This is a genomic window from Bradyrhizobium sp. 63_E2_N1_3 (genome assembly GCF_052076005.1).
GTDB classification, from domain to species: domain Bacteria; phylum Pseudomonadota; class Alphaproteobacteria; order Rhizobiales; family Xanthobacteraceae; genus Bradyrhizobium; species Bradyrhizobium barranii.
This window is the reverse complement of record NZ_CP197235.1, coordinates 6,133,401-6,148,440: the sequence shown is the minus strand read 5'-3', so window position 1 is coordinate 6,148,440 and position 15,040 is coordinate 6,133,401. Positions and strand designations below refer to the sequence as shown.

At 65.4% G+C, this 15,040-nt stretch carries 16 protein-coding genes; 9 read left to right on the top strand and 7 right to left on the bottom strand.

Annotated features, from left to right (window positions below; translation table 11 throughout):
• Positions 1-2 precede the first annotated feature (2 nt).
• Genes mdcC through AB7531_RS29565 form a run of 7 tightly spaced genes read left to right on the top strand, consistent with a single transcriptional unit; the run spans position 3 to position 5,392 of the window.
• Complete coding sequence (mdcC, locus tag AB7531_RS29595; protein ID WP_063984275.1) at positions 3-320, top strand: malonate decarboxylase acyl carrier protein; 318 nt, start codon at positions 3-5, stop codon at positions 318-320.
• Complete coding sequence (locus AB7531_RS29590; protein ID WP_063984274.1) at positions 317-1,255, top strand: biotin-independent malonate decarboxylase subunit beta; 939 nt, start codon at positions 317-319, stop codon at positions 1,253-1,255. Before mdcC ends, AB7531_RS29590 begins: the two co-directional genes overlap by 4 nt.
• Positions 1,242-1,964, top strand: coding sequence for a biotin-independent malonate decarboxylase subunit gamma (mdcE, locus tag AB7531_RS29585; RefSeq protein ID WP_063984273.1), 723 nt, complete (start codon positions 1,242-1,244; stop codon positions 1,962-1,964). Before AB7531_RS29590 ends, mdcE begins: the two co-directional genes overlap by 14 nt.
• Positions 1,939-2,619: a malonate decarboxylase holo-[acyl-carrier-protein] synthase gene (gene mdcG / locus AB7531_RS29580; protein WP_063984272.1), complete on the top strand. Its 681-nt coding sequence runs from the start codon at positions 1,939-1,941 to the stop codon at positions 2,617-2,619. The genes mdcE and mdcG overlap by 26 nt, the downstream gene beginning before the upstream one ends.
• Positions 2,616-3,497 (top strand): triphosphoribosyl-dephospho-CoA synthase MdcB, encoded by an 882-nt coding sequence (gene mdcB, locus AB7531_RS29575; RefSeq protein WP_063984271.1) that lies wholly within the window; start codon positions 2,616-2,618, stop codon positions 3,495-3,497. Before mdcG ends, mdcB begins: the two co-directional genes overlap by 4 nt.
• A complete protein-coding gene (locus AB7531_RS29570) occupies positions 3,494-4,444 on the top strand; it encodes an AEC family transporter (protein WP_441280205.1) in 951 nt (316 codons plus the stop codon). Before mdcB ends, AB7531_RS29570 begins: the two co-directional genes overlap by 4 nt.
• Positions 4,445-4,453: 9 nt before the next feature.
• Positions 4,454-5,392 (top strand): hypothetical protein, encoded by a 939-nt coding sequence (locus AB7531_RS29565; protein ID WP_063984269.1) that lies wholly within the window; start codon positions 4,454-4,456, stop codon positions 5,390-5,392.
• Positions 5,393-5,587: 195 nt separating this feature from the next.
• On the opposite strand, the gene AB7531_RS29560 is transcribed toward AB7531_RS29565, so the two are convergent.
• From AB7531_RS29560 to AB7531_RS29530, 7 genes are all read right to left on the bottom strand, one after another.
• Positions 5,588-6,634 carry a helix-turn-helix domain-containing protein gene (locus tag AB7531_RS29560; RefSeq protein ID WP_063986513.1) on the bottom strand — a complete coding sequence of 349 codons (1,047 nt, stop codon included), beginning with the start codon at positions 6,632-6,634 and terminating at the stop codon, positions 5,588-5,590.
• 256 nt (positions 6,635-6,890) lie between these two features.
• Positions 6,891-8,189: a biotin/lipoyl-binding protein gene (locus tag AB7531_RS29555; RefSeq protein WP_063984268.1), complete on the bottom strand. Its 1,299-nt coding sequence runs from the start codon at positions 8,187-8,189 to the stop codon at positions 6,891-6,893.
• A gap of 10 nt (positions 8,190-8,199) precedes the next feature.
• Positions 8,200-8,403 (bottom strand): DUF1656 domain-containing protein, encoded by a 204-nt coding sequence (locus AB7531_RS29550; RefSeq protein ID WP_028155834.1) that lies wholly within the window; start codon positions 8,401-8,403, stop codon positions 8,200-8,202.
• Positions 8,400-10,301, bottom strand: a complete 1,902-nt coding sequence (locus tag AB7531_RS29545; protein WP_063984267.1) for an FUSC family protein — start codon at positions 10,299-10,301, stop codon at positions 8,400-8,402. The genes AB7531_RS29550 and AB7531_RS29545 overlap by 4 nt, the downstream gene beginning before the upstream one ends.
• A gap of 153 nt (positions 10,302-10,454) precedes the next feature.
• Complete coding sequence (locus AB7531_RS29540) at positions 10,455-10,835, bottom strand: response regulator transcription factor (protein ID WP_038955794.1); 381 nt, start codon at positions 10,833-10,835, stop codon at positions 10,455-10,457.
• Between the two features lie 100 nt (positions 10,836-10,935).
• A complete protein-coding gene (locus tag AB7531_RS29535) occupies positions 10,936-11,607 on the bottom strand; it encodes a response regulator transcription factor (RefSeq protein ID WP_063984266.1) in 672 nt (223 codons plus the stop codon).
• The gene (locus AB7531_RS29530; protein WP_231144517.1) at positions 11,604-13,481 is read right to left on the bottom strand and encodes a PAS domain-containing sensor histidine kinase; all 1,878 of its coding nucleotides are present in this window, start codon (positions 13,479-13,481) and stop codon (positions 11,604-11,606) included. Before AB7531_RS29530 ends, AB7531_RS29535 begins: the two co-directional genes overlap by 4 nt.
• 452 nt (positions 13,482-13,933) lie before the next feature.
• Here AB7531_RS29530 and AB7531_RS29525 point away from each other — a divergent pair, with 452 nt between their 5' ends.
• Both AB7531_RS29525 and AB7531_RS29520 read left to right on the top strand, forming a co-directional pair.
• Positions 13,934-14,773: a helix-turn-helix domain-containing protein gene (locus AB7531_RS29525; RefSeq protein WP_063984264.1), complete on the top strand. Its 840-nt coding sequence runs from the start codon at positions 13,934-13,936 to the stop codon at positions 14,771-14,773.
• Positions 14,770-14,979: a hypothetical protein gene (locus tag AB7531_RS29520; protein ID WP_063984263.1), complete on the top strand. Its 210-nt coding sequence runs from the start codon at positions 14,770-14,772 to the stop codon at positions 14,977-14,979. Before AB7531_RS29525 ends, AB7531_RS29520 begins: the two co-directional genes overlap by 4 nt.
• The last annotated feature ends 61 nt before the right edge of the window (positions 14,980-15,040 follow it).

The window sequence follows — 15,040 nt, the reverse complement described above, 5'->3', positions numbered from 1 at the left end:
CCATGGAAGATCTCAGCTTTCATCACCCGGTTCGCGAGCGTGCGGGCGGTATCAGGCAGAGCGCGATCGTGGGCGTGGTCGCCTCGGGCAATCTGGAAGTCCTGGTCGAGCGCGTCCTGCCGGATGCGGAATGCGCGGTGGAGATCAAAACCGCGGCGATGGGCTTCGGCGAAGTCTGGAGCGCCGTCATTGGAGATTTCGTCGAGCGCTATTCGCCTGGCGGGCTGAAATTCTCCATCAATGACGGCGGCGCGCGCCCCGACACGGTCTCGCTTCGGCTGGCGCAGGCGGTGCGATTGATCGCGGGGAGCGAGCAATGACCGCGCCGCTCCCGCACATCGCCCCGGCCGAACGAGCCCGCAGCACGAGCTTCAACGAGGCATCGGCGCGGACGAGGCTTGATCTGCTGCTTGATGCCGGCAGCCTGGTCGAGTTCATCGGGCCGGAACAGCGCGAGGTCAGTCCGCATCTGGAGATATTCGGCCTTCCCGAGCAGTTCGATGACGGCATCGTCGTCGGCCATGGCCGGCTCGGCGGCGCGCCGGTATTCGTCGCCGCGCAGGAAGGACGTTTCATGGGCGGCGCCTTCGGCGAGGTGCACGGCGCCAAACTGCTGGGTCTGCTCCGCGCAGCGCGCGAGATCGGATCGATCCCCGTTCTGATCCTGCTCGATACCGGCGGCGTCCGTCTGCAGGAGGCCAATGCCGGTGAGCTCGCCATCGCCGAGATCATGCGTGCGGTGATGGAGGCGCGCAGTGCTGGCGTGAAGGTCATCGGCCTGATCGGCGGGCGTTCCGGCTGCTATGGCGGCGGCGGTCTGATCGCAGGCTGTTGCTCCGCGCTCGCCGTGTCGGAGGCGGGACGGATCGCGGTTTCGGGCCCCGAGGTGATCGAGACCAATCGCGGCGTCGAGGAGTTCGACTCCCGTGACCGTGCCCTGGTCTGGCGCACCATGGGCGGCAAGCACCGGCGGCTGCTCGGCGCAACCGACGTCTTCGCCGATGACACCGTGCAGGATTTTCGCGAGGCCGCACTCGAGCTGATCGGGTTGATTGGCCCCTTCGGCCTCGACCAGCTCAGGGCGGAGCAGGGACGTCTCGCCGACAGGTTGCGCCGCTTCGGCGCTTGCCAGGACGCCGTCGATATCTGGACCGTGGAAGGTGTTGCGCATGCGGAAACGGTTCCGGAATTGCCGGCCGACCAGTTCATTGCGCTCGCTAGCAGGATCGGGAGGAGCAGTCGTGACGCTCGATGACATTCTCGCCTCGCTGTTTCCCGACGGCCATGAGGTCAGGAACGACAATGGCGTCATTGCCGGCGCCGCGACGCTGCGGTCCGGTGGCAGGATACTCGTGATTGGTGTTGCGGATCGGACTGCGCTCGGCGTCGACGAGGCGATCAGACTTTCCGCGCATGTCCTGGAGTCGATCGACCGGGGGAGCGGACCGATCCTGGTGCTCGTCGACAGCGACAGCCAGCGCATGAGCAAGCGTGACGAGCTGCTCGGGCTCAACGAATTCCTCGCGCATCTGGCGAAAGTGCTGATCCACGCGGACATGCACGGCCGCCCGACCATCGGTCTTCTCTACGGCCACTCGGCGGCGGGGGCCCTGCTTGCGACGGGCCTTGCGACGCGCGTGCTGGTCGGATTGCCCGGCGCCTCTCCCGCGGTGATGGATCTGCCGTCGATGGCGAAGGTCACCAAATTGTCGATGACCGCTCTTGAGGAGAAAGCCAAATCGACGCCGGTTTTCGCGCCGGGGCTCTCCAATCTCGAGCAGATGGGTGCCGTTCATATGACATGGAGCGACGCCACCTCACTCGCAGACCAGCTGGAGGCGCTGCTCGCCGACATGCCGGCTGCGCGGGATCGAAGAGATGCGCTCGGCAAGGAGCGCGGTGGCCGGCCGAAGGCCGCCGATATCGCGGAGCGCGTTCGTGACCTTGCCCTGCAAACCCGCTGAACCGCCGGTCGGTCGCCACGACCTCGTCTTTGTCAGCCCGCAGGGTTGGCGCGCGATGATCGGGATGCGCGGCGATCTCGCAGCCGACCCGCTGGTTTCGCGTTGGTCCGAAATGGGATGGCCGACGATCAGGCGGCGCGCTCTGCCTAGCGAAGCGACCGGCCTTGCACTCGGCCTGCCGTTGCCGCCCTCCGCCGGCAAGAAACGGCTGTCGTTTCTCGCGGATATCGACCACGTCACCTCGGTCGCGAGGCCGCCCGCGCTGCGGCAGGTGCGCGGCTCGGCGCCGCGCAACTGGTGGCCGACGCTCGATCGGCTCGACGGGCTCGCGCTTCGTCATTCGGTGGACGTGCGCGTGTTCGGCAGCCTCGCATGGCAATCGCTGACCGGGCTCGATTACGTGACCGCTCGTTCCGACCTCGATATCCTGTTCGCGTTCCCCCGCGAAACCGATCTGGATCGGCTCGCCGCCGACGTGGCTGCGATCGAGACCGATGCGCCGATGCGGCTCGATGGTGAATTGATGCGCGCGGATGGTGCAGCGGTGAACTGGCGCGAATTCCATGCCGGCACGGACCAGCTTCTGGTCAAGACCATCGGGTGCGTGGCCCTGCTCGACAGGGATCGATTCATTTCGGGAGCGATGGGATCATGACCACAGCGGCCGCGCGAAGTATCGAACCGCTTGTTTCCAGCCGGAGGCAGATGCCGTCCGGTATCTGGGCCATCGGCGGCTTCGCTGCCGATTGCCTCGCCATGGAGCTGGAAACCTGGCCCAAGCCGGGGCTCGTGAGCCATGTCGACAATGGCAGTCACGTCGACATGGATGCCGGCACGTTTCGTCGCAGCGCTGCGGCCATCAGGCCTTACCTTCAAAGCCTTGCCGAAGCGGGCGCGCTCGGTTGCGGCATGGGAGTGCTGCGGGTCATCGGCCTGGAGGCCGAACGGGCGATGCTCGAGGCGACCGCGGGCGTCAATACGCATCGCGGCGCGATCTTCGGTCTTGGCCTGTTGTGCGCGGCGGCCGGTGCGAGGGCCGGCGGGCTGGTCGATTCGGCACTTCCGCTCGGCGACGTCGTGGCACGCCTCTGGGGCGCCAGCATACTCGACGGTCCGGTGTTGCTGCACAGCCATGGCAGCGCTGCTCGCCGCCGCTTTCGCGCAGGCGGAGCCCGTATCGAGGCGGCGAGCGGGTTTCCCAGCGTCTACCGGATCGGCTTGCCGGCCCTGAGGAGAACAATGCCTGCCACGCCCGAGGATGCGGAAGCGGCTCGGGTCGAAGCGTGCTTTGCCCTGATTGCGTCAGTGGAAGACACGAATCTGCTGCATCGTGGCGGGCTCGAGGGGCTTCGCTTTGCGCGTCGCGCGGCACGTCGCTTCATCGATGCCGGCGGCGTGCGCGCTCCCGGCTGGCGCGTCAGCGCGCGATGGATCCATGAAAGCTTCGTCGCGCGTCGTCTCAGTCCCGGTGGCTCGGCTGACCTGCTTGCGATGTCGCTCTTCGTCGATGCCCACGACGCGCCGGGGCCATGATGTCCAATGCAATCCTGATGGCGCTGGTGCCGGTGTTCTTTGTCCTGCTGCTGGGATACGCCGCCGGAAGGTTTCATGTCGTCGACAATCTCCATGTCGATGCTCTCAACGCACTCGTGATGGATTTCGCCGTGCCGGCGTCGCTGTTCGCCGCGACCGCCTCGGCGTCGCGCAGCGAGATGATCGAGCAGGTTCCGCTGTTTCTGGTGCTCGGCATAACGATGTCGTTGCTCTATGCCGCCTGGTATCTTGCCGCGCGCAGGTTGTTCAAGGTGTCGCGGCCCGATGCGTCGATTCAGGCACTCACGGTTGGCTTTCCAAATCTTGCCGGCGTCGGTCTTCCAATCCTGACATCCGTCGCGGGACAGGCGGGCGCCGTTCCGGTCGCCGTCGCATTGGCAACCGGTTCGGTCCTCATCAGCCCGGTGACCCTGATCATGGCGGAAATGGACGCCGCCAGGTCCCGTGGCGGGGAAATGGCGGCGCGGCAGATGCTGACGGCAGTGGGGCGCGCGATCACCAAGCCGGTCGTGCTCGCGCCCGTGTTCGGCATCCTGTTTTCGGTGTCGGATCTGAGCCTCGACGCGCTCGCTCATGCCTGCCTCGCGCTGATCGGGAGTTCGGCCGCCGGCGTCGCGCTGTTCCTGACCGGAGCCATCCTGTCGGCACAGTCGTTCCGCCTGAACTGGAAGATCGCGGCCGCAACCGTGGCCGCGGACGTGGTTCGGCCGCTCGCAGCCGTTACAATCACTCACGTCTTTCCAATCGCTCCCGACACAGCGAGGACGGCCATTCTCCTCGCCGCGGTGCCTTCCGGCTTTTTCGGCATCCTGTTTGCGGTCAACTACCGGCTGGACTCCGCAGCGGTCGGCTCGATGGTCATTTCGAGCACCGGATTCAGCGTCGCGACCATGGCGGTCGCGATCGCCGTGCTCTTTCCGCACTAGGCGGCGATCATGACACTTGCGATCCTGTGCTCGGGACAAGGCGGACAGCATCGGGACATGTTCGCCCTGACGGGCGATGCGCCGGAAGCGACGCACCTGTTTGCACACGCGGCAACGTTGCTGGGCGGCAGGGATCCGCGCGATTTCGTGCGCAGCGAATCTGACGAGGCTCTGCATCGCAACCGGTCCGGCCAGATTCTATGCACGTTGCAGGCACTGGCCGCCGCTGCCGGGCTCGAGGACATCATTCCACATGGCGCCATCATCGCAGGCTATAGCGTCGGTGAGGTGGCGGCATGGGGCGTGGGAGATCTGTTCGAACCGGTCCTCACGCTCGACCTCGCAGTGCGCCGCGCGGAAGCAATGGACGCCGCCACCTGCGCCGGTGACGGGCTGATCTTTGTCCGCGGTCTTTCACATGACGATATTAAGCGCCTTTGCGAGCGCCACGGTGCGGCGATCGCCATCGTCAATCCAGGCGATGCCTTCGTGATCGGCGGTGGCCGGGCGGCATTGAACGGAATTGCCGGAGAGGCGAGGGCGATGCGTGCCACAAGGATCGTCGATCTGCCGGTTCGGGTTGCCTCCCACACCGGACGGCTCGCCGAGGCGTCGGTCGTGTTTCGCGAAGTCTTGCGGTTGGCGCCGGTGGCGTTCCCGTCGGCCGCCGGTGCGCGCATCCTGAGCGGCATCGATGGCGGTTCGGTCGTCTCCGCCGAGACGGGCCACGACAAGCTCGCCGCGCAGATCTCGCAAACCGTGCAGTGGGGAAATTGCCTGCAAAGCTGTCTCGAAGCGGGTGCCACGGCATTTCTCGAATTTGGACCTGGACATGCACTGAGCCGGATGGTTGCGAGCATCGAGCCCGGCCTTCCGGTGCGGTCGCTGGACGATTTCAGGAGTCTTCAGGGCGTGCGCAACTGGCTTGCGCGGCATCTCAGCGACTGAAATGGCGACAGCATCGTTCCGGAATCGGACGGACGGCGCGCTCCGGATCGACGTGCGGCGAGGCAAAAAAAAGGGGCCGTCCTTGTGGGAAGGACGGCCCAATGCTCGCATGCCTGGGAGGAGAAGGCTCGAGCCGTGACTTGGGGTCTCAGTCACTAACACTGCCAGCATCGCCGATCCGGCGTGCAAAGTATTTCACGTCCCCACGCTGTTTCTCATTTCGCATGATTCACGAAGGTCCGCCGGCAGGACATGAGACACCGGCTCGCGTGACGGAACCGGGTCGCATTCAGCGAGCCTGGGTGACGCCAATGCGTTCCGGCTGGTGCATCGCCAACGTGCCGGCGTGTCGCCTGTCAGACGTTTGAAGACCGTCGAGAAATGCGCCTGCGTGCAGAAACCGACGGCCAGCGCCGCCTCGACCAGCGGCGTCTCGGTATTCGACAGGAGAGATTTTGCATGTTCGATGCGCTGTTGCAGGAGATACTCGCGCGGCCGGTATCCAGTCGCGGCGCGAAACTGCGCTGCGAAGTGCATCCGGGACAATCCCGCGACGCCGGCGAGGTCGGATAGGCTGATGGAGTGGTCGAAGCGCGCCCTGACATACTCCTCGACGCGTCGGAGCCGCCATTTCGGCAAGGCGTTGACTTTCGTACGCGGGGGCTCGCGCCGAGCGACGTGCATCACCAGCGTCTGGGCGATGCAGCACGCAAATTCGCGATCGGCCGAATGGCCTTGTTCGGTCAGCGCCTTTGCGAGCTGCTCGGCGAACGGGTCGCGCAACAGAAGGAGATCGTTCAGGCATTCGGGCGCGAGCGGCTCCGTTCCCTGCTGTGGAGATGGAAAGCAATTAGCCGAGATGTGGAAGTGCAGGAAATCGCACGGCGCAAGAAACTGCGCGCGGAGCGGCTTCGACGGCGCGCCGACATAGAGCGTGCCTGCCGGCATGGCGCCGTCGAAAATGGTCTGACTGCCTCTGGTCAGCTTGAGACGTGTGCTCTTCAGGGCGATCGAGAAGAAGTACCGGTCGGGAGGCGTCGTTGCATCCTCGCGCCTGACGGCCGTCTGGGCATAGGTAAAGCGCGAGATCGTGATGTCCTCGCGCGCGACGCCCGCGCGTTGCTCGGGCTGGCGCCATTTTCGTTCGTGGGGGAATGCGCGTGCCCCCTGAGAGAAATCCGGTTCGCGGGCGCCGGGTTGATGTGTCAATCGGGCGCCGGCCGCTTGCATATCGGTGAGCATCGTTCGTCCCGTCTTTTGGATTCCGCTGCCGCCGTGACGGCTGCTGAATGCCATTGGTTGACGCTCGAACGATATGTCTGATGCCGCCACAAGGCCCGTTAGCGTTGCTGAAATCGTGTTAGATTTTGCGAAAGCTGCAGGTGCGTCGGAACGTCGCGAAATTCCGAATTAAGCAAGAAGAATCAAAGGCCTGCGCTGTGAGTTCCGATGTTGCGGCGCGATGCAGCTCTCTTCAGGTCGGGCGATCTGACCGGATTCAGGGAAGGCGTGGCGAGGCATCGATGCCGGGGGTGAGTCCGGGCGCGATCTTCTCCGCCGGCGGAATTGCGGGCACCCGCGCGTAGGGAAGCGCCGTCACCTCGGGAGGCTGCTGGGATGGGGATTGGAGGCAGTTGGGGCGCGGCGGATCTCCTGCGCCGAACACATCAAACATTGGGTCCACGAAGGTCGTGCGGAGCCGATGAGGCCAGGTCTGGCGATCGACCGCATTGGGCTGCCGGATCGTCACCGTGGCCGTCATGCCGGAGACCAACGGCACGCCCGGCGGCACCGTGTCGATGGCGACCCGAACCGGTATGCGCTGTGCAAGCCGCACCCAGGTGTAGATCGGGTCCACGTTGGGCAGACCTTGCGTGCCCGCCGCGGCGTTTGACGGGCTGATGCCGCGGGTCACGGTTTTCACATGTCCCAGGATCGGCTTGGAGTAACCGATGAGCTGTGCCTCGACGCGATCGCCGACGCAGACATGCGCCATCTTGGTTTCCTCGAAATAACCGTCGATCCAGAAGCTGTTGGAATCGATGATGGAGACGTTGGTGACGCCGGTCAGCGCATAGTCGCCGACGCGTAGCAGGAGATTGGTGACATAGCCGTCGACGGGGCTGAGCACATTGGTGCGCTTCAAGTTCAATTCCGCCTGTGCAAGCTGGTGAGCGGCCGCTGCGTAGGCGGCCTTCGCCTGCGAGGCGTTGCCGGCGAAGATCTGCTGCTCCTCTGGCGTCGTCGCGAGGTCGGACAGACGCCGGCGCCGGTCGGACTCGGCCTGCTTCACCTCCAGGTCCGCCGCCCGCTGGTCGACGAGGGCCTTGCCGATGCGGACGGCTACGTCGAAGTCGAAGGGATCGATGACGTAAAGCACGTCACCCTTGTGGACGAACTGGTTGTCGGCCACCCGCAGCTCCACGATTTTGCCTGCGATCTGCGGCGCGACATTGGCGACCTGCACGCGCACGCTGCCATTGCGCGTCCAGGGCGCGGTGACATAGTGCTGCCAGGTTGCAACCGATATCAGGATGGCGACCAGGGCGATGGCAAGGGTGGCAAAATGCTTGCCGACGCCGGCCATGGAACGCCCGGCGGCCTTGCGCAGCGAGCGCGTCAATAGCGTCGCCTGACGGGAAGCTTCGCCATCGTTCGCGGCGCGGTCGCTGGTCGCGTGCGCCGCGGCCTCCGTCGGGCTGGAACACGCGACGGCGTCGGCTGCGTCCGCCCATGCTTCGGCTGAAGATTCGGGGTGGGGCGGAAAGGCCGCATCTCGAGGCAGAGCCGCGTCCATGACTTTCTCCCTAGCAAAAGAGCGCGAGCAGGCCGAAGATCGACACGTAGAGGCAGAGCTCGGCCAGCGACGGGTTGCTGAAGATTCTTGTAAATCCCACGAAGCGCAGCACCGGGCGGAGCAGCAGGAATGCGAGCAGCGCCGTGGCCGCATAGGACACGATCGGGGCGATCAGCACGCCGCCCACGACGAGTTCACGATAAGTATTCGTCACGGATGCGTCCCCTGGCCGGAACCGGCGAAACTCCGCCATGGTTCGAGGACGATGCTGGCCGGAACGAGCGCGGCGAGCACCGGCTCGACGGACAGGTTGCTTTGGGCAGCCGTCTGGCGCAGCGCCTCGGCGGCAGTCAGGATTGCGCCTCCATCGCGTAGGGTGAGCGCGGCTCGCGCGGCGCGCACCGCGTTGCCGAGTGAGGTCTCGGCCAGGCGGTCCAGTTCGGCATGGCACCGTCGCAGCACCACGGCCTCGTCGAAGCAGCGCAGCGCTTCCGCGACGACCCGAGGGGGAGGTGCCGTGGCGCCGTTCGTCGTCAGGATCTGCTCGATCCGGGCGGCATCGCGAAACGCGGCTTCCTCCGGCGCGAGATGCCGGGCTCGCCCGGAATCGAGGCGGCTCAGCTCGCGATGGGCCTCGTCCAGCAGCAGCCGGATCCTTCGTTCGCCGGACAAGGACGGCAGCAGGAGCTGCGCCGCGAAGACCAGAACCGAGGAAAGCTGGGCAAACAGACACGTCACAAGGAATACGTCGGGGTCGTAGCTCTGCGGATTGCTCGGTGCGAGAATGACAAGCGTGAACACGAGGGAGAGCCGGCCGAGCGGCGGCAGGACGCCGCTCGGCCGCGTGATCAGCAGCGCTGCGCCGATCACGAGAGGCGCAAGGCCGATCGCCAGCAGTTGGAACTCGGATACGCCGTTGAAGACGAGGTATTTCAGGACGCCGGCGAGCAGGCATGCGATCGGCATGGCAAAAACCGCCAGTGTCGTGAAGGCGCGCGGATCCGGAGCCGTCGCGCTGAGGCCGATGATCACTGCGGCAAGCGAGAGGCAGAGCGCGGTGGTCGGCCATCCCGCCATCACGAAGATGATTGCAATGAGGATGAAGTGGATCGCGGCCCTGACGCCGGCTGCCGCTGCAATGCGAGGCGAGCGGTAAAGCGGCGCGCGCCATTGCCGGAGTGGATGGTTTCCGGCCCGCAGCGCCTCGAGGCTGTCGCGCACGTCTGCATTCCTGCGGATGATCTGATCGCGCAGATGGGTCCGGCAGATCGCGATCAGGCCGGAGGCGTCGGGGTTTCGGTCGTCCCGGGACGTCGCGGATGCGGCCGGCAGCGCGGCAAGCGTACGGGCGTGCGCGAGCTCGCTCACGAGGCCCACCATCGCGGAGCGTGCGGCTGCGGTTCTGGCCGGGCCGCTGATCGACTCCGTGACGAGGCTCGCGATCTCCGGATGCAGGGCCGCGACATCGCGCAACATGTCCGCAGCAGCGGTCGCGGATGAAGCTTCACCGCGGACGGCGCGTTGCGCGAACTCCGTGACCCGGCGATGCAGTGTTTCGAGACGGCTCGCCAGAACCGGATGATAGTCAGGCGCGGCGAGCACCTCGTTGACCAGAGCGACTGCGAGGACGCCGATGGCGATGGCGGCGCCCCGGGCGACGCCGGTCGGAAACACCTGCAACGGGCTGTCGATCTGCTGAATGGCAATCAGGGCAACGGTGATGCAGCTGAGAGCCGCCGCATAAGCGCGATTGCCGTCCAGCATCCCGGCGACGTAGACGCAAAGTCCGACCCAGATCCCCAACACTGCGGGCAGAAGCGCGCCGGTTTGGGAAAAGGTGCCGGCGATGGCGATCGATGCGATCACGCCGATGGCGGTTGCGAGCAGCCGATAGCCCGCCTTTTCCATGCCCTGCGCGCGCGTGGGCAGCGCCAGGATTGCCACGGTGACGGCTGCCGACGAGGGGGATTCGAGTTCGAGCCAGAAGCTCACATAGAGTGCGAGGAGCATTGCCAGCAGGACGCGCAGCGCGAATGCCCAGGAACTCACCGGAAAGCCGGCGAAGACCCGCGGGCGGATGTCGTCGGCAGCGCTGGTGGCGTCCCCTGGCAATTATGCTCCCTCCATGCGCGGCAAAGCGTGCGGCCTGCCGGCGTCGCGAAATCAAAGGGGAGCATGAGCTGTGCCGGCGGTATTTTCGGTCCATCAACCTGCTTTCGGGAACGCACGCCGGGAAGGCGCAGTTTGCCCGAGCCGGGGGCCCGACTATTGCGGCGCGTGGCCCGCCAGGGCCTCTTCGAGGCGGCGGATGATCTCGTCGCCGCTGGACGGCTTGCCGAGATAGCAATGCGCGCCAGCCGCCATGACGCGCTGGCGCACGGGTTCGCTGGGGAAAGCGGTCATGAAAATGATCGGGAAATGGCGGCCGGAGGCAACCAGGCGCGCCTGCAATTCATCGCCGGTAATGACCGGCATCTGAACGTCGGCGATCATGCAGGCCGGATCTTCTCCCGCCGGTTCCCGCAGGAAGGCGACGCCGGACTCGTAGGCGTGGGCTTCATAGCCGAGCGAACGCACGAGGCTCGCCAGCGACGCGCGCACGCCTTCGTCGTCGTCCACGATCGCAATCACCGGGGTTTTGGCCATTGGCACACATCCTGACCGCTGTGTTCCGCAGGGAGGATATCTCCCATTGGGCGGCCGATGGGGCCTTATGCACCGTGCGGCAGTCCCGCCGGAATTATACTCAGGTTTGGTCCGTAGTCTTTCGGTTCTGGGAAATCCCGAGCGCTTCGGCCTTGCGAACGAGGTCGGCCAGCGAGCGGACCTCCATCTTGCGCATGACGTTGCCGCGGTGGATCTTGACGGTGATCTCGCTGAGGCCGATCAGGCCTGCCACCTGCTTGTTCATCAAGCCGGCGGTCACATGGCCCATCACCTCGCGCTCGCGCGCCGTCAGGCTCTCATATTGGATGCGGATATCCTCCTTCGTCGCGGCTTCCGCGCGGCGCTGCGCATCGCGCTCGAGCGCTGCCGTCACGGCGTCGAGCATGTCCTGATCGCGAAACGGCTTGGACAGGAAATCCACGGCGCCAGCCTTCATGGCGCGCACCGACATTGGAATGTCCCCATGACCGGTCATGAAGATGATCGGATATCTGATGCCCTGGCGGGTCAGTTGCCCCTGGAGATCGAGGCCGCTCACGCCCGGGAGCCGGACGTCCAGCACGATGCAGGCCGGTTTGTCGGGCATGACGCCGCCAAGCAGCTCGGCCGGTGAGCCGAACAGGCGTGTCTCGAGGCCGACGGATCGGAACAGGCTGTCGAGCGAGGCACGAATGCTCGCGTCGTCATCAACGATGATGACGACTGCACTGGAGGATTGGGCCGGCGGTTGCACTTGGTTTGGTCGTGTCATGGCAAGGCGTGTTCTTGGCTAAATGGCAGTGTCAGGTGGAATGTCGCGCCCGAGCCCGGAGAGCTCTCCACGGACAATCGGCCGCCGTGAGCTTCCACCGTCGTTCGGCAGATCGCAAGTCCCATGCCCATGCCGCCTCCCTTGGTGGTGAAGAACGGATCAAACAGGTGCGGCAGGTCGTCAGGCTGGATGCCCGGGCCGCTGTCCTCGACCGTGATGGCGAGATTTTCACCATCGACGGTTCCGGCGCGCAACGTGACGGTGCGGGAACCCGGCCGGCCTGACATGGCCTGGCCGGCATTGATCAGAAGATTGACCAGGACCTGCTGAAGCTGGATCCGGTCGCCGCGAACCGGCGGCAGGCCATGCTCCGTCTTGACGATGAGGGTGACGTCGTCCTTGACGAGCTCGCGCGCGACCAGGAGGGTCGCTTCCTCGATGATCTCGTCGATCTGCAGCAGATCCTGCTGGGTAGGGGCCTTCTTCAGGAAAGTCCGGATGCGGGTCACGATCTCGCTGGCGCGGCGGCCCTGAGCAACGACGTGACCGATCGTCGTCGCAACTTCCTTGAGATCGGGCACGTCGCGGCGCAGCCACCGCAAGCCGGCCTCGCCGCTGGTGACGATCGCTGCCAGAGGCTGATTCACCTCGTGGGCAATGGACGCGCTGAGCTCGCCGAGGGTGGCGACGCGCGCGGCATGCGCCAGCTCCGCCTGCGCCGCGAGCAGCGCATCCTGTGCCTGCTTGCGTTCGGTGATGTCGATGACGAAGGCGAGCACGTTGCGATCTCCGTCGGGCTCAGCCGGAAAGGTGATCGTAAACAGGACGGGAACCTTGCGTCCGTCGAGGCTCACGAGATCGGTCTCGCCTTCGTGGAACCGCTCTCCTTCCGCGAATGCGACCAGCGCGCCGAGGAAACTGCGGTCGTTCTCCCCCAGAAGCCTGTCCACGTTCGCGATGAAGGCCGCAGAGCCGCTTGCTCCCGCCATCTTCTGGAGGGCCGGATTGACGTCGGAGATTCTGGTGAGCTGGCGGGCATGCCGCACGAATTCAGGATTTCGTGCAAGGTAGTCCCGCAACGTGGCGCCTCCGGTCTCCAGCGAATTCAGCGCGGTCCGCACTGCGCTCCAATCCTCCTCGACGACGCCGACCCGGCTTGCGTCGAACATCCGGCGGTATCGCTGCTCGCTCTGCACCAGCGCGTTATGTGCCGCGACGCGGTCCGTGACGTCGGTGTGGGTTTCAAGGACTCCAACGGGTTTGCCGAGATGGTCGTGCTGGAGCGCCCATCTTGCATCGACGGTGAGTGCGCCGCCGGCCTTCGTCCGCTGCTCCAGCCTGCCTTCCCATCGGCCGATGTCGAGCAGGCCGGCCTCGATGGCCTCTCGCCGGTCGGGATATTTGGTTCTCAGCAGCGCGTCGGCGAGTTGCCCGACCGCCTCGTCGGCCGACCAGCCGTAGGCCTGTTCCGCGGCCCTGTTCCAGAAACTGATCACGCCGCCGCGATCCCTGACGAAGATCATGTCATGCGAGAGATTGAGCAGGCGCGCCTGCGCCGCGAGGCGCTTCGTCGCCGCCTGATTCTGGAGCGCCAGCAAGGTCGTGATTCCGATGGCTGCGAGGCTCACCAGCGCACGAAGGGCAGGCGAGGCGATCGCCTCCAGATCGTGCGACAGTAGATAGGCGGTTATGGTCAGGACGCTGCAGCCGACAGCGGCGGCGATGATGTCGTTAAGCCGGTGCGTCCTCGCCGCGAGCAGGATCGCAACCACGTAGAGAACCGCGACCGCGCCCTCGAGCGGCGTCAGCACATCGACCAGGAAAACCGCGAAAGCGAGGACGGCAGACCAGAAGCGCAAGCCGGCGCGGCTCATCGATGAACCCGTGGCCCGATCAAGACTGGTCATCGTCGCTGGTGGTCGCTCTGCTCATTTTCGGTCACGTTGATGCCGCGATTTGATCGGGCCGACAACATGCGGCAACATGATTTTCGTGCTCTCTTGAAAGACGTTGCCGCGGTTTGATCCCGCGCGCGTGCCGATGAGGCACATTCCCCGGCAAAAACGGGGTTTTGCGTGAGTTTCCGACCATTGGCGAGCGCGTCAACTTACCGCAGGGCGAGATCAGTTCCGCCATCGCGGCGAACGGGACGCCCGTGCGGCCGGCGACGCCGCGGTCATACCTAGGTATGACGCGATCAACCCGAGAACCTATCCGGTGCACCCGCGCGTAGAATGGAGCGCGGGGACCGCCGAACTACTCTGCTCCCACATTCGGACGAGCCATTGGGTCTCGCCGGATCGAAAATGGGACAAGGAGTTCGACGATGTCGCTACAGATGTCACACCCGCTAGGCGCGAAGGATCATGTCGTCGGCTCGATCGGCGTCTCCGCCATCGATGGTTGCCAGTCCGGGCTTGCGGAACGTCCGGATCGCGCCGGCGAAAAGGCGATGACGCTGTCCCTCGTTCACCTCGATGTTGCCCTGGCCATCGAGACGCCCCCGCCGGGCGTGCGGAGATGCGCCGGCGACGGGCCCAGCTTCAGGGTATCGGCGAAACGCCTCGCGCGTGCCTCGGTCGAGACCGATCGGGAGGCCGGTGCAGGCGAGTTCCCGGACCCGGTGATGCGAAGCCTCTCCGATGCGCTCGCGGCAACCGAAGCGGCCCATCATCCTCACTCCGCCATCCTTGCGGACGCCTTGCGTCTTGCCATCCTGACCCGCAGAGCCAGCCGGCCGACGGCCGTCGCGCGCAACGAGACCGATCAGGCCGACGAGCGGTGCCGGTCTGTGCGGTCGTTACAGAAATGGCGCCTCAAGCGCGTGCTGCAATATGTCGACGAGAATTTGGCTGGCAAGATCACCTTGCAGCATCTGGCGGCGGTCGCCGGCCTCAGCCGCATGCACTTTGCCGCGCAGTTCCGCGCGGCCGTCGGCATGCGGCCACACGACTTTCTGCTGAAGCGGCGGATCGAACGCGCCCAGGAACTGCTGAGGCGCGCCGACGTCTCGCTGGTCGACGTTGCCTTGACCGTCGGATTCCAGACCCAGGCGCATTTCACGACGGTATTCAAGCGTTTCGCCGGCGATACGCCTTATCAATGGAGGAGCGCCTACCTTGCGCAAATCCTGCCGCTGCCTCGCGCCGAAGTTGGGCCGTCATGAGCAGTGTTGGCATTGAGGCCCTGATGCTGCCGCTGGCCGGCATTCACCTGGCGATGACGCAGCATGAAGTCACGGGCGTGCTGGAGATCGCCCGTGCTCTCGGCAACTCCTATCGCCTGGCATCGTCAGATCCGGGATCCGGCGCTCTCTATGGCCGGTTCATTTTCGATTTCTGCCGAACCATCGTCACGGTTATCGCGCGATAGCCTCGAGCCCTTTACAAGCGGGGCAGGTCAAGCGTTAACACTGCGATGGCAAACCGCAGAG